Origin of the sequence: Nakamurella deserti (genome assembly GCF_003260015.1) — a bacterium.
Lineage (GTDB): Bacteria > Actinomycetota > Actinomycetes > Mycobacteriales > Nakamurellaceae > Nakamurella > Nakamurella deserti.
In genome coordinates, this window is sequence record NZ_QCXS01000002.1 from 243,869 (window position 1) to 263,644 (window position 19,776).

9 protein-coding genes are annotated in these 19,776 nt (G+C 61.3%); 1 reads left to right on the forward strand and 8 read right to left on the reverse strand.

Features of this window, described 5'->3' with window-relative positions:
- Positions 1-2: 2 nt before the first annotated feature.
- Positions 3-1,406, reverse strand: a complete 1,404-nt coding sequence (locus DB033_RS01405; RefSeq protein ID WP_111765131.1) for an ADP-ribosylglycohydrolase family protein — start codon at positions 1,404-1,406, stop codon at positions 3-5.
- Positions 1,407-1,907: 501 nt separating this feature from the next.
- The gene (locus DB033_RS01410) at positions 1,908-3,800 is read right to left on the reverse strand and encodes a DUF262 domain-containing protein (protein WP_111767146.1); all 1,893 of its coding nucleotides are present in this window, start codon (positions 3,798-3,800) and stop codon (positions 1,908-1,910) included.
- Between the two features lie 478 nt (positions 3,801-4,278).
- On the opposite strand from DB033_RS01410, the gene DB033_RS21765 reads away from it, so the two are divergent.
- A complete protein-coding gene (locus tag DB033_RS21765) occupies positions 4,279-5,451 on the forward strand; it encodes a DNA cytosine methyltransferase (RefSeq protein ID WP_111765133.1) in 1,173 nt (390 codons plus the stop codon).
- Positions 5,452-5,541: 90 nt separating this feature from the next.
- Here the strand turns inward: DB033_RS21765 and DB033_RS01425 are convergent, their stop codons facing one another.
- The 6 genes from DB033_RS01425 to drmD all read right to left on the reverse strand — a co-directional run bounded on the left by DB033_RS01425 (position 5,542) and on the right by drmD (position 19,703).
- The gene (locus tag DB033_RS01425) at positions 5,542-5,916 is read right to left on the reverse strand and encodes a very short patch repair endonuclease (protein ID WP_111765134.1); all 375 of its coding nucleotides are present in this window, start codon (positions 5,914-5,916) and stop codon (positions 5,542-5,544) included.
- 157 nt (positions 5,917-6,073) lie between these two features.
- Positions 6,074-6,784 carry a DISARM system phospholipase D-like protein DrmC gene (gene drmC, locus DB033_RS01430; protein ID WP_111765135.1) on the reverse strand — a complete coding sequence of 237 codons (711 nt, stop codon included), beginning with the start codon at positions 6,782-6,784 and terminating at the stop codon, positions 6,074-6,076.
- A 1-nt stretch (position 6,785) separates the two neighbouring features.
- Positions 6,786-8,891, reverse strand: coding sequence for a DrmB family protein (locus tag DB033_RS01435; protein WP_338066240.1), 2,106 nt, complete (start codon positions 8,889-8,891; stop codon positions 6,786-6,788).
- Complete coding sequence (drmA, locus tag DB033_RS01440) at positions 8,888-12,589, reverse strand: DISARM system helicase DrmA (RefSeq protein WP_338066241.1); 3,702 nt, start codon at positions 12,587-12,589, stop codon at positions 8,888-8,890. The genes DB033_RS01435 and drmA overlap by 4 nt, the downstream gene beginning before the upstream one ends.
- Positions 12,586-16,524 (reverse strand): Eco57I restriction-modification methylase domain-containing protein, encoded by a 3,939-nt coding sequence (locus DB033_RS20475; RefSeq protein WP_157970442.1) that lies wholly within the window; start codon positions 16,522-16,524, stop codon positions 12,586-12,588. The genes drmA and DB033_RS20475 overlap by 4 nt, the downstream gene beginning before the upstream one ends.
- Positions 16,521-19,703, reverse strand: a complete 3,183-nt coding sequence (gene drmD / locus DB033_RS01450) for a DISARM system SNF2-like helicase DrmD (protein ID WP_205843599.1) — start codon at positions 19,701-19,703, stop codon at positions 16,521-16,523. The genes DB033_RS20475 and drmD overlap by 4 nt, the downstream gene beginning before the upstream one ends.
- Between the last annotated feature and the right edge of the window lie 73 nt (positions 19,704-19,776).

A 19,776-nucleotide genomic window follows, 5' to 3' on the forward strand; every position in this document is an offset into this window, starting at 1 on the left:
CGTCAGGACGCTGTGGGCGGTCGGATCGCGGCCGCCCACAGCTCCGGGTTGGGGTGTGACCATTGCATGGCGGTGAGGACGTCCTCCGGGTTGCGGCCCAGCAGGACCGAGTACCGCGCGGCGACGCTCGGGGTGCGGCTGAGCCCTTGAACGCAGTGCAGCAGCACGGTCTTGCCCTCGGCGCGGAGCTCCTGGATGGTCCGGGCGGCGTCGTCCAGCAGGAAGGCCAGGTTGGGGTTGCGGCGGGGTCCGGCGTCGATCAGCCAGAACTCCGTGTGGTCGGCGTCGAGGGTGGCCGACCCCATCCGGCAGAGGCTGACCACGGCGTCGTACTTCCCGGTGAAGACGGCGTCATAGCCGCCGAGGAAGACGCCGCTGTCGTGCGGGTGCGGGACCGGCTTCGCCGAAGTGTGCCAGTTAGCCGCGTAGTCAAGGCGGTCGATTCCGGGCCAGCCGTCCCGGTCGTGACTGCCGCCGGTGGCCGTGAGCGCGGCCAGGACGACCAGGTCGCGAGACCGCAGGCCCGGCCAGCCGTGCAGGATGCGCCGCCACTTCGCCGGCACCGCGGAGGCGCCCCAGCGAGCGCCGAGCAGCGCTCCGGCGATGGCCGCCGTCGTGTCGGTGTCGTGGCCGGCCCGCACGGCGAGCTCGAGGGCCGCCTGCAGATGGCGCGCATCGTCGGCCGGTGCGGAGGTGATGGCCCACCACGCGGTCTGCAGGGCGTGCACGACCCAGCCGTTATTCGGGAAGCTCGGCGGCCGGCCGGTTTCGGCTTGCTTGATGAGCGGCCGCCAGTAGTCGCTGACGTCGACCGGGGCACGATCGAGGAAGTCCTGCACGCCGTCGAAATTGCCGTGGATCACCGCGTGCCGGATGGCGTGCGACCAGAGCTGGCAGGCCTCGCCGGCCCGCGTATCAACGTGCGTCAGTTCGCTGACGGCGCGCGCAGCTTCCGCGCAGGCCTCCGCGTCGTCGAGGTAGGCAATACCGACGGCGGCGGTCCGCATCAGCGATCCGTTGCCGCCCTTGAGCCCGTCCAGGCCGGCTGCGGTGGCTTGCATCTCGGCGCCGGTCCGGTCGCGATGCGACAGCACGGCGCGGGTCTGGTTGCCGATGTCCTTCGGTTCGGAGTCGTACCACTCGATGAACCCGGCCGCGACGGCGTCAAGGCCCGCGGGCGTGCGCAGATCGATGCCCTGGGCCGCGACCCGGGCGACGGCGATGGACATCGACGTGTCGTCGGTCCACTCGCCCGGCGCGAAACCGAACGGCCCGCCGCCGATCATCGCGATGGTGTCGGTGCGTGCCGGATAGGTGAACTCGTAGCCCGCGCCCAGGGCATCGCCGGCGGCGCTGGCCAGGAGGACGCCTGCGGCGCGGTCGGACTGGGCAGGGGTCAGTCTCATGCCGGCACCGCCTCGTCATTCGTGATGGGGGCTTGCGCAAGAAGTCAACCGACAGTCCATGCTGTCACCTCGGCACGAGCGACAGCGGTAATACATCTCCAGGGGCCCATCAATCGGCGATGAACTGGTCCGCTATGTACCGCCGGAGGCGTTGGCCGCGTCGACGCCGCCCGGCGCCGACCCTGCGGTATTTGGAGTCGCGTATCTGCGTCGGCGACTGGCGCAGACGCGTGTGCGCTGTCTGCAGGCATGACGATTGGGGACCTGGTCGAGTGTACCGAGGTGGACGCCGCCTCAGCGATGCCGAGTTGAGACAAGGTCCTTGGGATTCACGGACCACTTGACCGACACATGGCGCAGGTTTCCCTTCGATTGGGGCACCGATTGGTTGGACTGGGCCAATCGGCTTGGGGCCTCCCAACGCTGAACTGGACGGCGACGGCGCTAACGCGATCGATGCACCCTTGCCAGCCGCGTCAAGCAGACTGGCAATTACGGAACTCAGTGTTCCTGGCTGTTCGGAATCTCGACAAGCGGTGATCGCTCGTCCTGCACCAGCTCGTCGTCGGTGGTGTCGTCGGCCTCGGGTTCGTACTGCATCACTTCGGCTGCTTCATTGACCGGATCCTCCACCACGCTCTTGCCCATCGCATCAGAGATGAGTGCGATCAACGCCGAGCGCCGAGCGGAGAAGAACGCGTTGAAGTCGCCGGCCCGCAAAGCCCCCGGGTCGATGAGGTGCGTCTTGATGACTTCATCCATGACAACCTGGTCGACAGATGCTCGCTTCTCGAGGACTGTGACATAATCAGCGGGATCCTTGGCGCCGATGATCCTGTTGGTGTCGTAGGAAATGGCGGTTTTGTTGACGATGCTCTCTTGCCGGTTGTGATCGATGTCGTTCTTTGCGCACCACGCTTTCGGGAAGATGTGATGGATGTCGATCTTGTACCCGAAGAACGACGACATGTTCATCGGTTGGTGTTTGATCCAGTCGAGACAGTCTGACTGCATCAGGAGGGCATAGACCCCCTTGTAAGCTGCGCTGTTCCGTGTTTTCAGCGTCAAGAGTCGGGCGGCTCGGAAGTTTGCCTCCGACACGGTCCCGGGTTCACTTCCTCCCTCGAGCCACGGCTTCATCTGCTCGACGTCTCGAGCGAAGCGGGTTTCCGTGGAGCCGCCGTACATCTCGCCCAAGACGCCGGACCAGAACCAACGCCTGATCAGGGCTCGCTTGCCATGCTCTTCGGCTCTGACCCCCAAGATCACTCGACAAGCAGCCAGCGGAACCAGCTGCGTCCGATAGGGGAGATCGTCAGCCCGGAAGAAGTGCTCCTGAGAGAGGAACTCGTAGCACCACTCGAATGCATTGGTGACCGGCTCTGCCCACTTGGTGTAATCAGTCAGGCTCAATCGGAGGATGTCGCGCCGCTTGCAGGAGATGCCAGGGGCATCAGCTGGCGGGCGCCCCGCAGCGAGGTGTCGTTCTCGCTTGTCTCTGGTGGCGAGGAGCGAGACAACCTGTAGGAAATCCGTGTTCTCGACAGAACGCAGTACGGCCCGCGTGTCCAGTCGGGCTCGCCGATCGTTCCAATCGTCCTTGAGCCGAAAGTTTTCGCTGGCGAAGGTCGCGGTCAGCAGTTCGAACACATTGAGCGGAACGCCCCCGGTGTTGACCTTCTCGAAGACAGTGCACACGGCTTCTTTGGACGTGCCTTTGGTCAACCTGATGACCGGCACTTTGTAGTCCGCGATCTCTTTCAACACGCGGTTCTGGAAAGCCGTCCACCGAATCAAACGTTCTGGCATACCGTTTGTTTCCAGCTGGAGGTAGGTGACCATCCATTGGTTGAGCGCGGCTTGATCGAAGATGATCCCTGCTGGGAACATCTCAGCGGCACACTCGAGCTGCGTCGACGAATAGTCAATGATCACATCCCGGCCGAAATTGTCTCGTATCATTCGGTCTGCAGGAACTGCGACGACAGCGTCCTGGAGGTCGCTGTCTGGAGCTAGTGCAACCTTCATGTCGATGTAGTACCACCGCGAGATCTTCTTCTCTCGCGCGTCCTTCGTGTCCACCGGTTCTCCAGACATCAGTGCCTGGTAGAGCGACGTCGTCCGCTGTTGGCCGTCCAGAAGTAGCTGCTCGGGTGATGCGAGACTGCCTTTTACTCCCGACAGGGGCTTGGGTGCGAAGTGGACGTCGCTCCCTCCGACTTCCAGCGTCATGACCACTCCGACCGGATGTCCCTGCGCGACGCTCGCGATGAGGCTGGCGACTCGGTCGGAATCCCACTTCCATTCACGTTGGAAATCGGGGAGTTGAATCTTACCTGAAGCAACCTGCCTGAGCAGATCCCCCAACGGCACATCTGGGCTTTCGAACGGCATGCAGTCCCCCTGGCAGTTGTCTTTCACAGTGCAGTTGAGCTTCCCAGCCCGGTCCTTTTCATCGCGCCGGACACAGAGGGTGCGCTCGTGCCGTCACCGTACGCGACTGACCCGAGGGCCGTGACAAACCCGGGCCGCCTGACTTCGTGGTTCGTGCTCCGATGTGTCTCCATGGGTCATGGTGGGTTCCGGCCTATGCTCTGAGGCGGGCAATCGGGAAGGCTAGGGATACTCCAGTGGCACGCGTTCGGTCCTTCGGTCGCTCCCATAAGCGCATCAAGGCCCATCCGACCGAAGTGGACTGCGAGTACGCCACAGTCGGCGAAGGAATTGATCGACTGCTGCACCTCTCCACCTTCGGGAGCGACGGTCGGGCGAGTGACCACAAGTCAAGTCAGAGCCTCCAGCTCGAGGCGGTCCGAGCTCAGGAGCTGGTCGACGTCATCGAGGACGCGTTTCCGGGCACCAGGCGTCGTTGATGCCAGCTCAGCCCCTTCAGACCCTGTCGCTGTTCAGCGGCATCGGCGGTATCGAGGTTGGGTTGGCGGAAGCCGGGGCAGCCGAGATCAGCGGATTTGTCGACAGTTGGGCCTCTGCGCGGTCCGTGCTCACGGACCGATTCCCAGGTGTCCCTGTAGGTACTGACGTTTCCGAACTCGAAAATCTCGGAGGCGCAGATCTGGTCACGGCCGGGTTCCCTTGTACCGATCTCAGTCAGGCAGGCCGTACGCGGGGTCTCGCCGGGGACGCCTCCAGCCTGGTTTTGAAGGTCCTCGAGCTGGTAGACCGCGATCGCCCAGCCTGGCTGATGCTCGAGAACGTCCCGAATCTGCTTCATCTCGGTGGGGGCAGTGCCATATCGCCGATCGTCGATTCTCTCGAGGACAGCGGCTACTCATGGGCGTACAGGGTGGTGGACAGCCGGTTCACCGGTCTGGCACAGCGGAGGAGGCGCGTGATCCTCCTGGCTTCGAACGTACGTGATCCTGCACCGATGTTGCTGGCCGAGGATTCTGGTCCGCCCGTTGGCGATCAGGGGGTGACTGCCTACGGATTCTCGTGGACGGAAGGTAACCGGGGTGTCGGTTGGGCACCCGGTGCTGTACCGACGATCAAGGGCGGTACAACGCAGAGGGTCGCGAGCCCGCCGGCTGTGTGGCTCCCCGGTGCGGAGCTGCGTCATCAGATCGTCCGACCGAGCATCGAGTCGGTGGAGGTCCTTCAGGGGTTCTCACCGGGGTGGACGTCCGTGGCGCCAGTGCGGGACAGATGGAAGTTGGTCGGCAATGCCGTCAGTACGCGCGTCGCGAGGTGGGTCGCTGATCGGCTTGCGCTTCGGGACCGTCCGATCGACTCCGTCTGGCCAGAAGAACTGCTCGTCGACGGGGCCAGGTGGCCGAGCGCGGCCCGCGGCGCTGATGGCAAACGTTGGAAGGTGATCGCATCTGAGTACCCCCAAACGCCCAGCTCAGGAGAGCATCAAGATCTCCTGACGGTGCTGAAGACGCATGGCGCTCAGCCGCTCTCGCTCCGTGCCACCAAGGGATTCCGCGACAGACTGATCCGGAGCCGGCTGACTTTCTCTGACGAGTTCTTGGCTTCCTTGAACGATCACATCGTTGCCTACTCTGACGATCGATCTTCGGGATAGTCAAGTGGCGCAGCTCGAAGCCAGATACTGCCCACCCGATTCGCGGGATGCGTGATCTCGCGCTGCAGGGACCTGTTGATGACGTCGAGCTCAGCGACGTGCATCGAGGACAGACTCCAGTCGCTCGACCGCGTGTTCGACCGTTTCATGCTCCCAAATTCTCACGACGGCCCATCCGAGTGACTCCAGAGCTGCAGTGTTCCTCGCATCCCGAGCGATGTTTGCCATCAGCTTTTCGGCCCACCACGAAGCGTTGTTCTTGGGTGCAGTCGCGTGGAGTGGGCAACCATGCCAGAAGCATCCATCAACGAAAATGGTCACCTTGCGTCTCGTGAAAACAAGGTCGCCTCGGCATCGGAGCGATTGCTCGGCGCGGTAATCTACTCGATACCTGTGACCGCGAGCGTGCAGCTGGCGTCGTATTGATAGCTCCAATTTGGTGTCTCGACGTCGCTGCGCACGCATTCGGCGGCGCACGATCTCGTCGAGCGGTTGAGGCCCGGACGGCTTCGTCACGCGATCCCTCCCACTTGTACCGATTGACACCTGACCAAGTATACCGATTGACACCTGACCAAGCCTGTATCAGCGCCGAGTCGACCGCCGACGTTGCTGCCCACTTTCAATGGGCGTCGTAATCCACGAGAATCCCGTTCTGACGCAGCAATTCCAAGTGGGTGCGCAACGCGCGGGCCACGTTCGGGTCAGAGCTGTGGACACCGCACTCCAGACTGCGGTGAGCAGCTGCGGAGGAGAAATTCGCACTGGTCACGAAAGACACGCTGTCATCAACGGTGATCAGCTTGGAATGCTGGATCGCCCACGAGCCGTCCTCCGGCTCGGAGAGTGTCCACATCCGTGCTTTCGGGAGAACGGCCCTCACCATGGTCGCGTGGTCACTGCGCTCTCTGGTGTCCACGACAACGGTCAGTGCAACTCCCCGGTTGCTGGCGTTGGCGAGTGCAACGAGGTGCGGTGAGTACTGGCCCGCAGAGTAAGTTGCTGCATAGATTGCGACCTGAGCGTTGTTGATGAGATCGAGTGCCGCCAGAGTCGTTCTACCTTCACCTCCAGGTACACGTGGTGAAGTCCAGACCAGATCCGGCCGTACCGTTCGAGGAACAGCAGCGATGCCGTCCAAGACCGCGGCAGCGCGGAAGACGTCACCGCTGTCGGCCACGAGCTCAGCGAGCAGCACCTTGACTTCGGCACGGTTCGGCGGGAAAGCGCGTTTGGCAGCGAGGTGAGCGAGCTTCCGTTGCCGGAGTTCTGCGGCGATTCGTCCGGCCTCATCAGCGCCTAACAGGGCACCGAGCCTTGTGATCGCCGACATCTCAGCGCACCTCGACCATGGACTCCAGGAAGCCCGGAGTACGGACCGTCGGGTCAGTAGGAAGACCGAGCAAGAGACGGCGGTCGAGGAACCGGTTGGTCCGCTCACAGCTCGTTTCGCTGAGGAACAAGCAAAAGTGGCACGCCGCGCCATGCAGGAACTCCTCCTTGCCCGTTGGCACTCGGTGCGAACAGATCGGATCCGAGGAGCACCGCTGACCACGACGGAGCGCGTCGAAGACGATCTTTTCGAGCTTGTCGGGCCGGGCGAGAGCGACGAGCCCGCCGAGTGTGCCTTCGCTGTCGGACGCAGTGGTGCTGATCAGCAACCCCGCAGCGGGCTCATGGTCTGCGTCGCCCGGCCAGGCGTAGACCCGCTCGGTCAAGCTTGCCGATCCGTAGCCGCTCGACATCGCAGCCTCTCGGATCAACAGATGGGACAAAGTGTGGATGGCCCAATACCGCGGTGCGGGAAATCGCGAGTCGGGGTTGATGTCACCGGCAGTCTTGCTGGTGCGCCGTCGGAAGTTGCGATCGTGGGCCCGGCGGAAGGCTTCCCACACCGGCAGGCCCAGGACGCCGCCCTCCCATGCTGCCATGCGCTCCTCAGAAAACTGGATGAAGACGCCTTCGCCTCGGTCCTCAGTTGCCGGGACCCAGGTTGGCTTGCCATTGCGGGCCAGTGGAGCGACTCTTGTCGCCGCGTCATCGATACGGTCAAGCGCGTCGATACGAGTGAACCCGATGAAGGCGTTCACCTTCTTGAGCTTTTCGACCGCGACGACTTCAGCGATGGGTCCCGTGAGGTGACCGGCAACATCCCGGCGTAGTGCCCTGAAATCGGGTGATCCGCTGTGCCGCGTGTACTTCTTGTGATCGGTCAGAACGGTCCACTCGGGTGCAAGGATCGTCCGTGGATCGGTGCGCCTGACCGCTTCGACAACGGGGGGTTCGATCTCGCCCCGAGCAAGGAGAATTGCTTCCCAGAGGACCTCGTCGGTGACAGCTGCGAGCTCGTCGGTCTTGACCGCCATCGCGACCAATTTGCGGAACATTTTCAGCTCGCCGGGTCCTGACACGTCACCAAGAGTCTCTTTGTCCAGAGCTTGCAAAATCGGCACCAGATCTGCAGCCGACGCAGCCTCCTCGCGGGGGAGTGCCAGCAAGCTCAGTGTGGAAGAGAACCACTGGTTCGCTGCACCCAGCATCATCAACTTTCCTGGCTGTGTGCACGGGTAGAACGCGTCCAGGTGCGGGTGTCTTCCGCGGCAATTGGGGAGCTTGTCCCCAGCCTTGGGGCCTGTCGCCTCGAGCATGCCGCGCTGTGCGTTGTTGCATGACGTGCACATGATCTGGACGTCCGGACCGAGGTTGCTCTTCCACTCACGCATCCGCAGGCGGGGGAATGGGCCACTCGGACATGAACCACCGCGATGCACCCAAGCTACATAAGGGAATTCGTCGAGGTGTCCGTTGACGCAAGCGATGAGGTAACGGGCTGGAACTGCAGGTTGCGGGGTCGCCTTGCGCTTTGTCGCTGTCTTTGCTTGACCAGCCCAACCAGTACATGACTTGTGTTCGAACTGCGCCTGATCCGGACGAAATCTATTCGTGTTCGTGTACGCGAACTGCTCGTTCGACACCGGCGCCAGTAACCCGCACCCAGTGCAACGGAGCCACTGCGGGAAAATCCTCCCCGGAATGCCCAGATCGACGGCGTCGCCTGCACTGTGCCCCTTCTCCTCCGGGGCCCACGGTGGTTTTCGAAGCTGCGCAACCTGGTTGCCGATGTGTGACCGGACCAACTCGAGCAATCGCGGTTCGAGCACGGTGTCAACTGGGCCGGGCCGTCTGGCGTAGATCGGCTCCCAAGCGTCGATTCCATGCGGCATCACGGCTAGGTGGGGTAGGTCGACCGTCGCGCCGATGCCGTTGGTGTAGAGCAAGGCCGAAGGCCTGACAGATCCAACGCGTGCCCGGTTTTTGGGCTTGTTCGTTTCGACGTCCTGGATTGGATCTAGAAGCTCCACGCTCGAGACAACAGGCTCTGGCGGTGTGAGCGTTGCTCCGAGGTCGGCCTCTTGTGCAACCGCGGTTGGTTCACTCACGGCTTGTTCGCCCCCAACGGAAATGACCAGCTCGGACTGTCGATCGGCTCCTTGAACGCGAGACGCTGGGGGCTCGGACTCACCAGCAGGTTGATCTCCGGTTGGACCTCGCGCATCGAGTTGGCCACCACGAACACCTGGTCGGCCGGCTGCGGAACCTGATCTTCCGGACTGATCAGCAGCGGCCACGTCACCTTGTTTTTCGGCTTGCGTTCGTAGACGAGGGCGCCCTGGACTCCGGAGGCCTTCTCATACCAACGGTCTTTCCGCTGCAGGAGCTTCCCGCGCATTCGTTCCGCGGATGCGATGTCGTCGACAGCCGGTTCTGCTCGATCGATGAGTTGCTCGATCAGTTGCTCCACTGCTGCGAGACCACTCAGGATCTGGCCGGCGCCTACTTCTGCGGACATGGAGGAGGTTCCGCCGGCTGCCTGGGTGACACGTGTGACGCTGACCAATACCCCGGTGAGGCCTCGCTCCATTGCCGTTTCCGAGTAGGGGGTGACACTGAGCGCCTCGACCTGGGCGTAGAAGGTCTCGTGATAGTGGCGGAACTGCTCGAAGTGCGCCATATCTCGTGGTCGCGACCAGTTCGCGAGCGACACGACCAAACCTGGCTTGGAAGCATCGCGGCCGACCCGAGACGACGCTTGGATGTACTCAGCTGTGTTCTTCGGCTGACCGACGACCATCATCAACCCGAGCCGAGGTACGTCCACGCCGACCTGGAGCATCGAGGTGGCCAACACGACGTCGTACGGTTTGACCCCCCACGGCTCGGTTGGCTTACCGGAGTCGCGCAGCACAGCATTTCGTTTCCTGAACTCATCCCTGCCCCTGGTGCTCCAACGGTCTGCGGTGAACGGGAGGGACAACTTGTCGAGAGTCTTCGAGATGTCCTCGGCGGATATGCGAGACGTGAGTTCGCCGATCTCGAGCCGCTCCCAGTCGTTGGTGCGTCGAGGGAATGGCTCGGTGTTGCCGGTGACACGAGTCGTGACGTCGTCATCGAGGTAGCGCCGCATACCGGCCAGCTCTCGGGTGGCCGAGAAATATCCGACCGTCGTGAGATAGGGGTCCGCAGCATCGCCGTGATCGTCGAAGAGCTTCTGCCCGGCGAGGAGTAGCACCTCAGCGAGGCGGATCTCGGCCAGTGTGAGCCGGATGCCGTGTGCGCAAACACCGAGATACTTACGTCCGGGATCGGCATCGGACACAGTCTTTTCCTTAGAGAAAAATGTGTCCCTGACGTCGAGAACTTGTGGTGGGAATACGTCGACACCACGGCCGTACAGTGCTTGGACCTGGCCTTCGGCGTTCCGTACTGTAGCTGTCGACGCAATAATGAGCGGGCGGACGGTCAGCCCGTTCCGGCGATAGGACGACAACAGGTCCACAGCGTTCTCGAAGAGGCCGACAGCCGTACCCAACGCGCCGGTAATCAGGTGCAGCTCGTCTTGGATGATCAGGTCCGGCGGTCGTAAGCGCGCGACCTTCTGGACTGTGACCTTGGGGTAGGTGACGCCACTCTCGACTTTGGCGTTGTGTGACGCACCGGAGCAGCCACCCTGCGAGTCGGGGTGACGATAGCCATGACGCGGACACCACTCCGCCACATAACCGAACAGACTCGCTGCCTCGCCTTCTCGGGCGAGGCGCGCGAATTTGTCGACCGTGGCCAGCAAGAATGTCGGTGGGTTGCGATAGATCTCGTCATCGACCGTGATGATCGGCAACGCCCCGTCGGCGTCGCCGTCTTTCGAGAACGGACACAGCCCATGTCGCTCGCCGCAGAAGACCTCGATCCGCTCCGTGGTCTCGACTGCCCCCACATCTCGCTTGGGGTTGATCTTCTCGCCGCACCATGGGCAGCGCTGCAACTGCAGCACAGTGAGGCCATAGGCGCGCTGGCTGTCGTCGGCACGAACAGCCTTGACCTGATCCCGTGCCGCGGTATACCGCTTGGGGCTCACCGCAGACCCCACCCAGAGGCCGATGCTGAACGGCTTGGCTCCCCAGGTTCCAGTGTCTTCCTGGCGAATCAGTTCGGCTGCACAGACTAACGCCGCGGCCCGCTGAAATTGCTGAGACGTCAGTAACCGCAGCGTATAACGCATCAGGACCGCGACGCCGTCACCGCCGTCGAGAACACCGCTCTCGGTTTCGACCTTGCCCTGAAGTCGGCGCATGGCGAACACGTACGCGGCGAGGCCCAGGTAAGCCTCGGTCTTGCCGCCACCGGTCGGGAAGAACAACAATTCGACATTGGCGGCGTCGCCACTGCGGATCGCATGAGCGGGGTCGGTCAGTGCGGGGAGTTGCAGCAAGATGAAAGCGAGCTGAAAGGGCCGCCAAGATGCGGCTTTATCGCCGTCGGCCTCAATCTCTTTTATGGCGTCAGCGATGGACAAGCCCTCGTTCGCAGCGCGCTTCGCTGCGATTTGGCTACGAATGCGCTGGTCGCGCATCGCGCGGTTCATGAATCGAAACGCTTGAAGCGCTTGGCCGCCGCGCTTCAGCAAGGCCACGCCTTCCCTCAGACGATCCGCGACGACTTCAGCTTCGGCGATTGCCTCTGAGGCGATGACCTGAAGATGCTCAGGAAGATTCAAGGTGGCGTCGCGTTGCTCGTCGAGCCACGTCGAGTAGCCGTCGATCAGTGGCCCCAAGGCACCTTCGACGTCGGCAGCAGAGGTCTCGGCTAGTCGACGCATTAGCATGACCGCTGTTCCTGCTGAGCCAGCGATCGTCTGCGGAACGTCGGCCGTCGGAAGCCATGTCGTTTCCACTTTCGTCGCGCGGCGCACAGGATCGTCTGCTTGCACCCAGGTGACGGAACAGGTTCTACCGATGGCAAACTCAAGTCGGTGCCGGTACTGCAGGTCAAGCCGGCGCCGCTCCTCGTCAAGCTCGTCGTACCCACTGTCCAGCACGTCCCGAGTCGGTAGAAAAACCGGTTCGCCGTTGTTCGCTTCGACCTGGATCCTCGTCTGAAAGAGCCAGTCGCCGGGAGGTGCATCCATTCCGGTGACTCGGTCATTCGACAGGGCGAGCTCCACAATGATTCGATCCTTGAGCGGAAAGAGCTCGACCCGCAAAGACACGTCAGTGTCGAGTGGAAAGGGCTCCAGCGAGACGTAGTTATAATGTCCTGTAACGTCGACTTTCACGGTCTTCGCGCCTGGAATTCGGCGGGAATACAGGACCCGCCGACCTTCGGAGTTCTCCTGGCGGAAACCTTCGTAGCGACCCCAAGCAGCGTTGACCGCGAGCAATCCACAATCCAGGGGAACCTGAAAGCGAAGGCCCATTGCTGACGGGTGGGTCAAAGCCCCTTTAGGTCCCTCGTCACGATCCTCCGAATCATCCGCGTTGCCGGTCTCTTCATCCGTAATCACAGGGACTCCGCGTTGACCCGAAACTGCTGGATCGCCATCATTAACGCCCAACCCAGTTTCGTTAGGGTTGCCTCCCTGGTCTGGGTCGGTGTCACTCCCTCTCGACGGCCCCGCTAAAGACGGATCAACTGTTACCGGCGCTAGGGCGCCCACTGCGTAACGACCGCGTGGAGTTCCCGCGATCTCTTCAGTGCTGCCACCCCGCGGCCCAAGCAGTTCTCTATTGATAAGCGTAATTAATTCGGATCTGACCACTGTGGATCTACGTTTAGTCATCGATTGTGTCCTCGACTCGCTCATTTCTCGGAGGATCTGTCATGGTTCAGCCTTAGAAGTCGCTCGAGCAACTCAACTCTAGAATCATCATCTATTGTGAACCGGTGCAGGTTATTTCGCTTCCGAACGCTGTACTGTGGGTGGATATCATTCCAGCCGTACCACCCCAGCACTTCTTTATCCATCCTAATAAAAGAGTCGCGGAGTTCAGTTATTGATGCGCCCACGTGATTCTGACTGTTGAACATATTCATCAACGGGCGTAGCCCTCCCGCTTCCAGACAACCGCGCTCCAATGAGGCTTCGAAAGCTTCCGTCGCAGCCAAGTCCGTACGGCTGCGATGTAACCATGGGAAGGTGTCGCTGACTCGCCTCGGCGCATAGCTGGGATCGTCGCGAGTTGTCGCCGCAAAGCTCAGAGTCCAATGATAGTGAAGACTCGAAGCAATTTGGCCCCAAAGGGTCATGCTGTCATATGGAAAAACGACGACGCCCATATCAAAATGAAGCGAAGCTGATGCGAACCTCGGCATTAATAGATTGCTGGTCCTTGGCAGCACAATGCACCTGTCGACAGAGGACAGCTCGCCGTACAATTTATCGGCTGCCGCCTCGAACCACCACCAGTGCTCCTTGAGGCGGGGTTTAGTCGATGGCTGCTGGCGCCATGGACGTTGAAACTGCTCAAGATGATCCCAAGCCGGTCCTGCAGTTCGGGCTAACTTCTCAGGCAGCCCATGCACATCGATGATCCATTCTGATGGGGCGCTGAGATCGCCGATAGACAGGTCCCCGGCCCGAACATAAGGGTAAAGCACTTCGCTTAGACTTTTTTCTTCTTCCATCCACGATGCTGCGAGCCCCGCTGAGACTCTGAAACCCTCGCCGTTTGGATAGGTTCCCACGAAAGCGTTAACTGGTCGCACGCCCGGCGGTCTGATCGGCTCGGTCACGGTGTGCTCCGTACTGTCCTCGCGCAACCGCAACCAAAATCTAACGACTGAGACAGAAGCCTCTCCGCTGCCCCAATCAAATGGCTGGCTGATTGTAGCGTCTGCGCCTTTTCTCAATATCTGCTCCAATCCAACGAGTCGAGTCGCCGACTGCTGGATGGACTTTGTCACGACTAAACCAATTATAGATGATTTCCGGGCCAGTTGCGCCTGTCTCAGAAGGAAAAATGCGGCGAGGTCTGCATTACCCTTGATGCCATTGGCCAGTACGGCCTGAAGATAGCTGCGGTAGTTAACACCGTACGCAGTTGATATCTTCTTGCTGTGTAGAAAGGCAGGATTTCCAATAATAGCGTCGAACCCGCCGCGCTCCACCAGGATTTGTGGTGCCTGTAAGATCCAGTGAAGTGGCCGCCATCGTTTGTAATCGGTCCGTGTCTCAGGTGTCAAAAGCCCGTCGATCTGCTTCTCGACCAAGTTTCGACTTCCCGTGGAAACTGGATCTTGGAGTGCTCTCGCCAAATCTAAACTCAAGCTCACATATTTGGCATTGAGTTGGGTACCGGGTTTGCCGCCGACATGTAAGGCCACCGCGACGATACCGTCGGCAATGAGGCTGAGCTCCTCAGTCGCTTTTTGCGCCTGGTTCATCAGTGACAGCTTGCTGCGCGTCGAACGCATAGGATCGTGTTCGTCCACCGGAGACGCCAACTCTTGCTTCAAGCGAACTGCTTCGGCGACCCTGCCATCGACGTCAATGATCTCGTGAAGAAGGTTGCCGCCGCCTTGTGTTTCCGGATAGATGTGTACGGCGCGTAGCTGATTCAAGCTGGTGAGGCCGAACAGTGAGTTTCCGCAAAAGATCTTATCGTCCACGAAAGAAAATGGTTTGGCCTTGTCCATCGAAATCAACCATAAGGAAAGTTTGCACATGTCGACAGCCATTGGATTGATATCCGCACCGTAAAGGCATCGAGCAATGACTTCGCGGATAGCGCGCGCTACTGCCAGATTTGGCCTAGTTCTCTCCTCCTTGCTTAGATTCCCCTCCCTGGTCCACGCCTCTGCGACGCGGTCAGCAAGAAAGCGGGCAGCAGCCACAAGAAAGGCGCCGGAGCCTACGGCGATGTCTACGACGCGTAGATCAAGAATCGCGGTACTGGACTTGACCTTCCAAAGATTCTTGTCAGCGGTGGTCCAGGCACCAGGCTCGTACACGAGAGGCTCTAATGCATGTTTGACCACATCTTGAGCGAGAATTCGAGGGGTGTAGTGTGCACCTGCGTCTTTTCGAGACGGGGTCTCGATAACGACAAGTCCGCCGACAGGAAGGACGAGGGGAATACGGCGAAGATCGCGGCGGATCAGACTGCCCCACCTGACTAATCGTGACATTAAGACGGGGTCAGAACCGGCGATCGGTGTTAACAGCCGGATTAGCTCAGCCTTTTTGTCGCCGTTCAATCCTTGGAGTAAAAGCTTGTTAATCGTCCCAGCGGATGGACCGATAGCAGCGGGCTGGTTTACTTTAAACCAGTTAACCAGGCTCGCAGCAAAGCCGTCGATGTCCGAGGCCTGATAGAGGCCTTCAATTATTTGGAGCGGAATCTCGGGCTCTTGGCCATTCTTTCCGACTAGGCCCAGCACGACGTCACCCGTGACGATTTGACATGTGTATCCGAGTAGACCTTCATATATATAGCCAATTTGTTCGACGTCAATCTCACGGAAAGATATGAGACGGCGGTCGTTACTCACATCGACAGATTGAACAGAGTCGAAGACATGCAGCATTACGCGGTCTGAAACTATCAATCGAAGGTTGCCTCGATGGTCTACAGCATCCAGCCAAGGAAAACGCGCGGGGTCTAAGAGTGAGCCCCCGTAGGCCGGTATGCGCATTTCGTCATAATTCACTCCTGAAAATAAGGCGTTACTAACGGCAAGGAGGCGGTGCCAGGCGTTGAAGCTCGTGTCAAGACGCTCTTCACCATCGGCCGCTATTGTCTTAAGTTGCTGGAGTAAGTCCCGGATAGCGTACGAATCCCAGTAAAGCTGTTCGGTGGGCAGCATCTCCCGTTCTTCCGCGAAGAGCAGAAACACCACCCGCATCATGACGGTGACGGCACCTTGGTAGATGGCGTCAGGCTCATCCGTTAGGGGGTCGGGCTCGCCGGCGGCAGCGGCAGCGAGGCGCGCTTCTGAAAACGCCTGCACGAGCAGCTCGACGGAACGGCGAACCTGGGTTCCGAGTGCTTCGGTGATCTCCTCAGCTTCCAGTTCACTTCGTTCGAAGAGCCGTGGAAGCCGTTGCTCTGCGTCCTTGGCGCGGAAGCGACGCTGGTCGATAAGAGTCAAGAAAGCGTCACGAAGAAGGGGCTCCTCGGCCCAGGTCAGCGCGTTGACTATTCCGGATCCGGTGGGTTTTCCGTCCTTTGCCCAGACGATTGCCCACCATTGCCCGTCGGTCACGATTCCGACCTCGACCCTGGCTTGGCGCAGGAGCGCGGCCATCCGGTCGATCTCGGTGGCCGCCCAACCATCGAGCCCGATGGTGCGCAAGTCGGAGGTCGGGTCGCCCGACAGCACGAGAACGGCGAGTTCGCCGTCCCGCCCCTCAAGCGCTCCGCTGGGACGGACGGTGATCTCGCCGCCGGGGGAGTTGATCCGAAGTGCAGACAGCCGTTGGTCATCTGCATCCAGCCGGAGGTCTTGCCAGCCGGCAAGGCGATCGAGAACCAGCTCGATCCAGGCGCGGTTGACTACCTTATAGTCGGCCCTCGCATCGGCACTCTTAGAGTCTGCCGTGTAGGTGTCGAAAGCCCTTTGCCATTGCACGTACGCCTGCTTGAAGGTGACCGTTCGGTCGTCGGCGTCACCGAGGCGGTCGACGCCCTGGGGCCAGATGTCCTTGACGACCGGAAGTGCCAGGAAGGGCCCGTCGGTCTCGATCTGGGCCAGCCAATCCTTGTGCAGCTCCGTGACAGTCGGCGTCTTGGGCTTCATCGGATGACAACTCCGTCCTGAACGTCTTTCGGGGAGAGCGCGAAAACGACGGCGGCCGGGAACTCCCAGGCACGAACTTCGTCATAGCGGGCCTCCACTGCATCGATCTCGCGTTGTCGTTCGTCGCGGATCAAATCGATCCGCCGGCGAATCTCTCGAAGGTCGCGTGCCGTCTGACGGCGCTCGTCATCGAAAAGACCGAGCTGGCTGTCATTGTCGAGTGCTGTCGCTTCGCCCAGCGCGTCGCGAAGGGTGCTGCCGAACCGGTCGAAGATCTCGACTATCCGCACTCGGTCGCCCTCCCTGCGGGCGTCGAGCTGACTGCCCACCTCGTCGCGGCGCCGCTTGGCACGCGCATCGATGGCCTCACGAACACGAGCTGCGATCCCGCCGGCAGCAGCATCGTTCCAGGCCGTCGCCAGCTCTGCAGCCAACTTCATCGGAACAGGCTGCAAGCCGCCGCTGTCGAGGGCATGCTCGAGGAGCTCCTCAGCGCGGTGCTCCCCGATCGCCTGTCGACGAGCTAGGCGAGTTCCAGCAAGGAAGACCTCCTCATGAAGTCGGAGACCAGCTCGGCCCACGAGTACCAGACGGGTCACCGCCACCGCGAAGGACTCGTCGAGGTCCGGAACGACCATCGCAGTGACTCTGGACAGCGAGCTGTCACTCCCCCATAGAGCAGACCGGAGACGACGGGTGGTGCGCTGCAGCAAGGGGCTGCCCAGGTGCATGTAGACGACATCCGGATCTTCGCGGAGGACATCAGGATTGAAGGCGATGGGCCTCGCGCGCGTCGGATCGAGGCGGGTGTGTAGCCCACGCGTCACGGGCTCCCACGCCGAGCTGAGAGAAGGCAAGTGGAAGACTGGCACCTCGGTGCGGCCGGATCCGACTTCCACCAAGGGCGGGAGCTTCTCCAAAACGAATGCTGTCTCGACCACCCGCTGCAGATTGGCCGGGTGGAGGTGCAGCTTGTTCCGACTGTCGGCGAGATCCTGCTCCAACCGCGTGAGATCGGCGTTCTTGACTCGGTCTCCTGCCATGACGCCGGCAATCGGATCTCTCTCTGCTTTGGCTTTGCGCGGGACGACCTCGATTCCGCCTAGCTGACGCTGGATGTCCGGGGCGATGATCTCGTTGGCCGATCCCAAGTCCTGCATGATCTTGGAGATCTTCTGAGCCACGCGGGCGAGCATCTCGACGTCTTTGGCGTACGGGGTGTCGGTCCTCAACGCGGGCGCGAAATGACGCACTTCGGGGTTGTGGGTCTGGCCGTATCGGTCGATCCGACCGATGCGCTGCTCGAGCCGGTTGGGGTTGAACGGGATGTCGAAGTTCACCAATCGGTGGCAGTGATTCTGTAGATCGATACCTTCGCCAGCGGCATCTGTGGCAAGCAGGATCCGGACCTTGGTTTTCGCCGGGTCCTCGTTGAAGCGTTCCCGGACCAGCTCGCGGTTGAGGGGATCGGTTCCGCCGTCGATGATCTCGATGCGATCGTTCTCGTAGCCCTTCTGACGAAAGATCTCGCGGATCCATCCCAGGGTGTCGACGTATTCGGTGAATATCACGAGGCGCTCGTTGTACCAGTGACCGCCTGGACGCAACTCGCCTTCTATATATGCGATGAGGGCTTGGAGGCGGCTGTCCGCCTTCCCTTCCTGGGCGTGTCCCCAGTTGCTGAGCCACGTCAAGTCAGCCTGGTCTTGCGCCGTGAGGGGTGGCAGTGTCCCTGTTGCCTGCGCGAGTGTTTGGAGTTCAGGCTGGTCGAGCTTTCCCTCTTCGAGATCATCTGCGTCCGCGCCCAGCAACTCGTCGTACTCGATGTCGAAGTCGACGTTCAGACCTTGACTACGCGTGCTTTGATAAACGTCGACGGTGCGAGCGAAAGCGACCGGCGAAGAGAAGAAGCGCTTCTTGAGCAGTAGGGTCGTCAGGTCTTTCGCGCTGCGACTACCGCTCCCTGTTGCGACCGCCTTGTCGCGACGTCGAGTGAAGGCGAGGAGCCGGTCATAAGCCTCTGACTCGCCCGCGGAGGGTTCGAATTCTAGCGGAAGCACCTTGCGTTCGGCGAAGCCTTGGGCCTCCCTCAGGTCCCGCTTGAGGCGGCGAACAGCGACCTCCTTCAGCGCTTTCTCGTCGAACGTCTTGCCACGAACGAACCGCTGGGGATCGATCATCTCCAGAAGTGCCGTGAAGGACTCGGTGTACCCGTTGTGGGGCGTTGCGGACAGGAACAGGCGGTGTTCGACCCGCTCCGCGAGTTCTCGCACCGCTCGCGTGCGGTGGGAATCGACGGCGTATCCCTGCCGCGCCACACCAGCCGCGTCGGTACGAGTCGGGCTGCTCGGTGCTACGTGGTGGGCCTCGTCGACGACCAGGATGTCGAAGACGAACCTTTCCGTCGTCGACCCGAAGGCATCGCGTAGTTGCCGTTGAGCGCGCTGACCAGGGAGCCACGCCATCGAGACAATGATCCGGGGAAAGAGCGTGAACGGGTTGGCGTGTATGCCGTGTGATCGGCGTACGTCTTTCATCGTCTGCGAGTTGATGATCTCGAAGCGCAGGCCGAACTTCTGGTCCATCTCGTCCTGCCACTTGAGGCACAGACCAGCAGGACACACGATGATCGCGGTGCGAGCGCGGTGCCGAAGGAACAATTCTTGGATGACCAGCCCCGCCTCGATCGTCTTGCCGAGACCGACGTCGTCTGCCAACAACAGATTTGCGCGAGGGCTGCGCAGCGCTCGTACGAGTGGCTCGAGCTGGTAGGCCTCGACGTTGGCTCCGCTGCGGAACGGGGCTTGGATCGTCTGGTTGTCAGCGCTGGTTATGGCGCCCCATCGGAGCGCGTCGATGAACGCTGCCAGTCGATTGGGGTCGTCGAACTTGGTCGCATCGATGCGGGTCGGAAGTCCGCGGGCGGCGTGAAGGCTGCGTCCGGGCTCGAGCTCCCACACCACACGCAGTTCGTCGCCCAGGCGTTCTTCCTCGACGCTCTGCAGGGTCACCGCGTGCTGGAGCTCTTGGACAGCGTCGTCAGCGCTGCTGCGGGTCAGGCTCTGCTGTCGGACGGCGGTCACCACCCAGTTGGCGGCGCGGACGCTGACGAGCTGCCCGACCTCGGGCACCGAGGTGCGAAGTCGCTCATCCGAGTGGGGTGTCGTCGTCGAGGTCACCCACGCACCATATGGGAGCCGTCCGACAGTCCGTGGTCCGATTGTCACTTTCGGTGTGTCTGAGCAACCGACG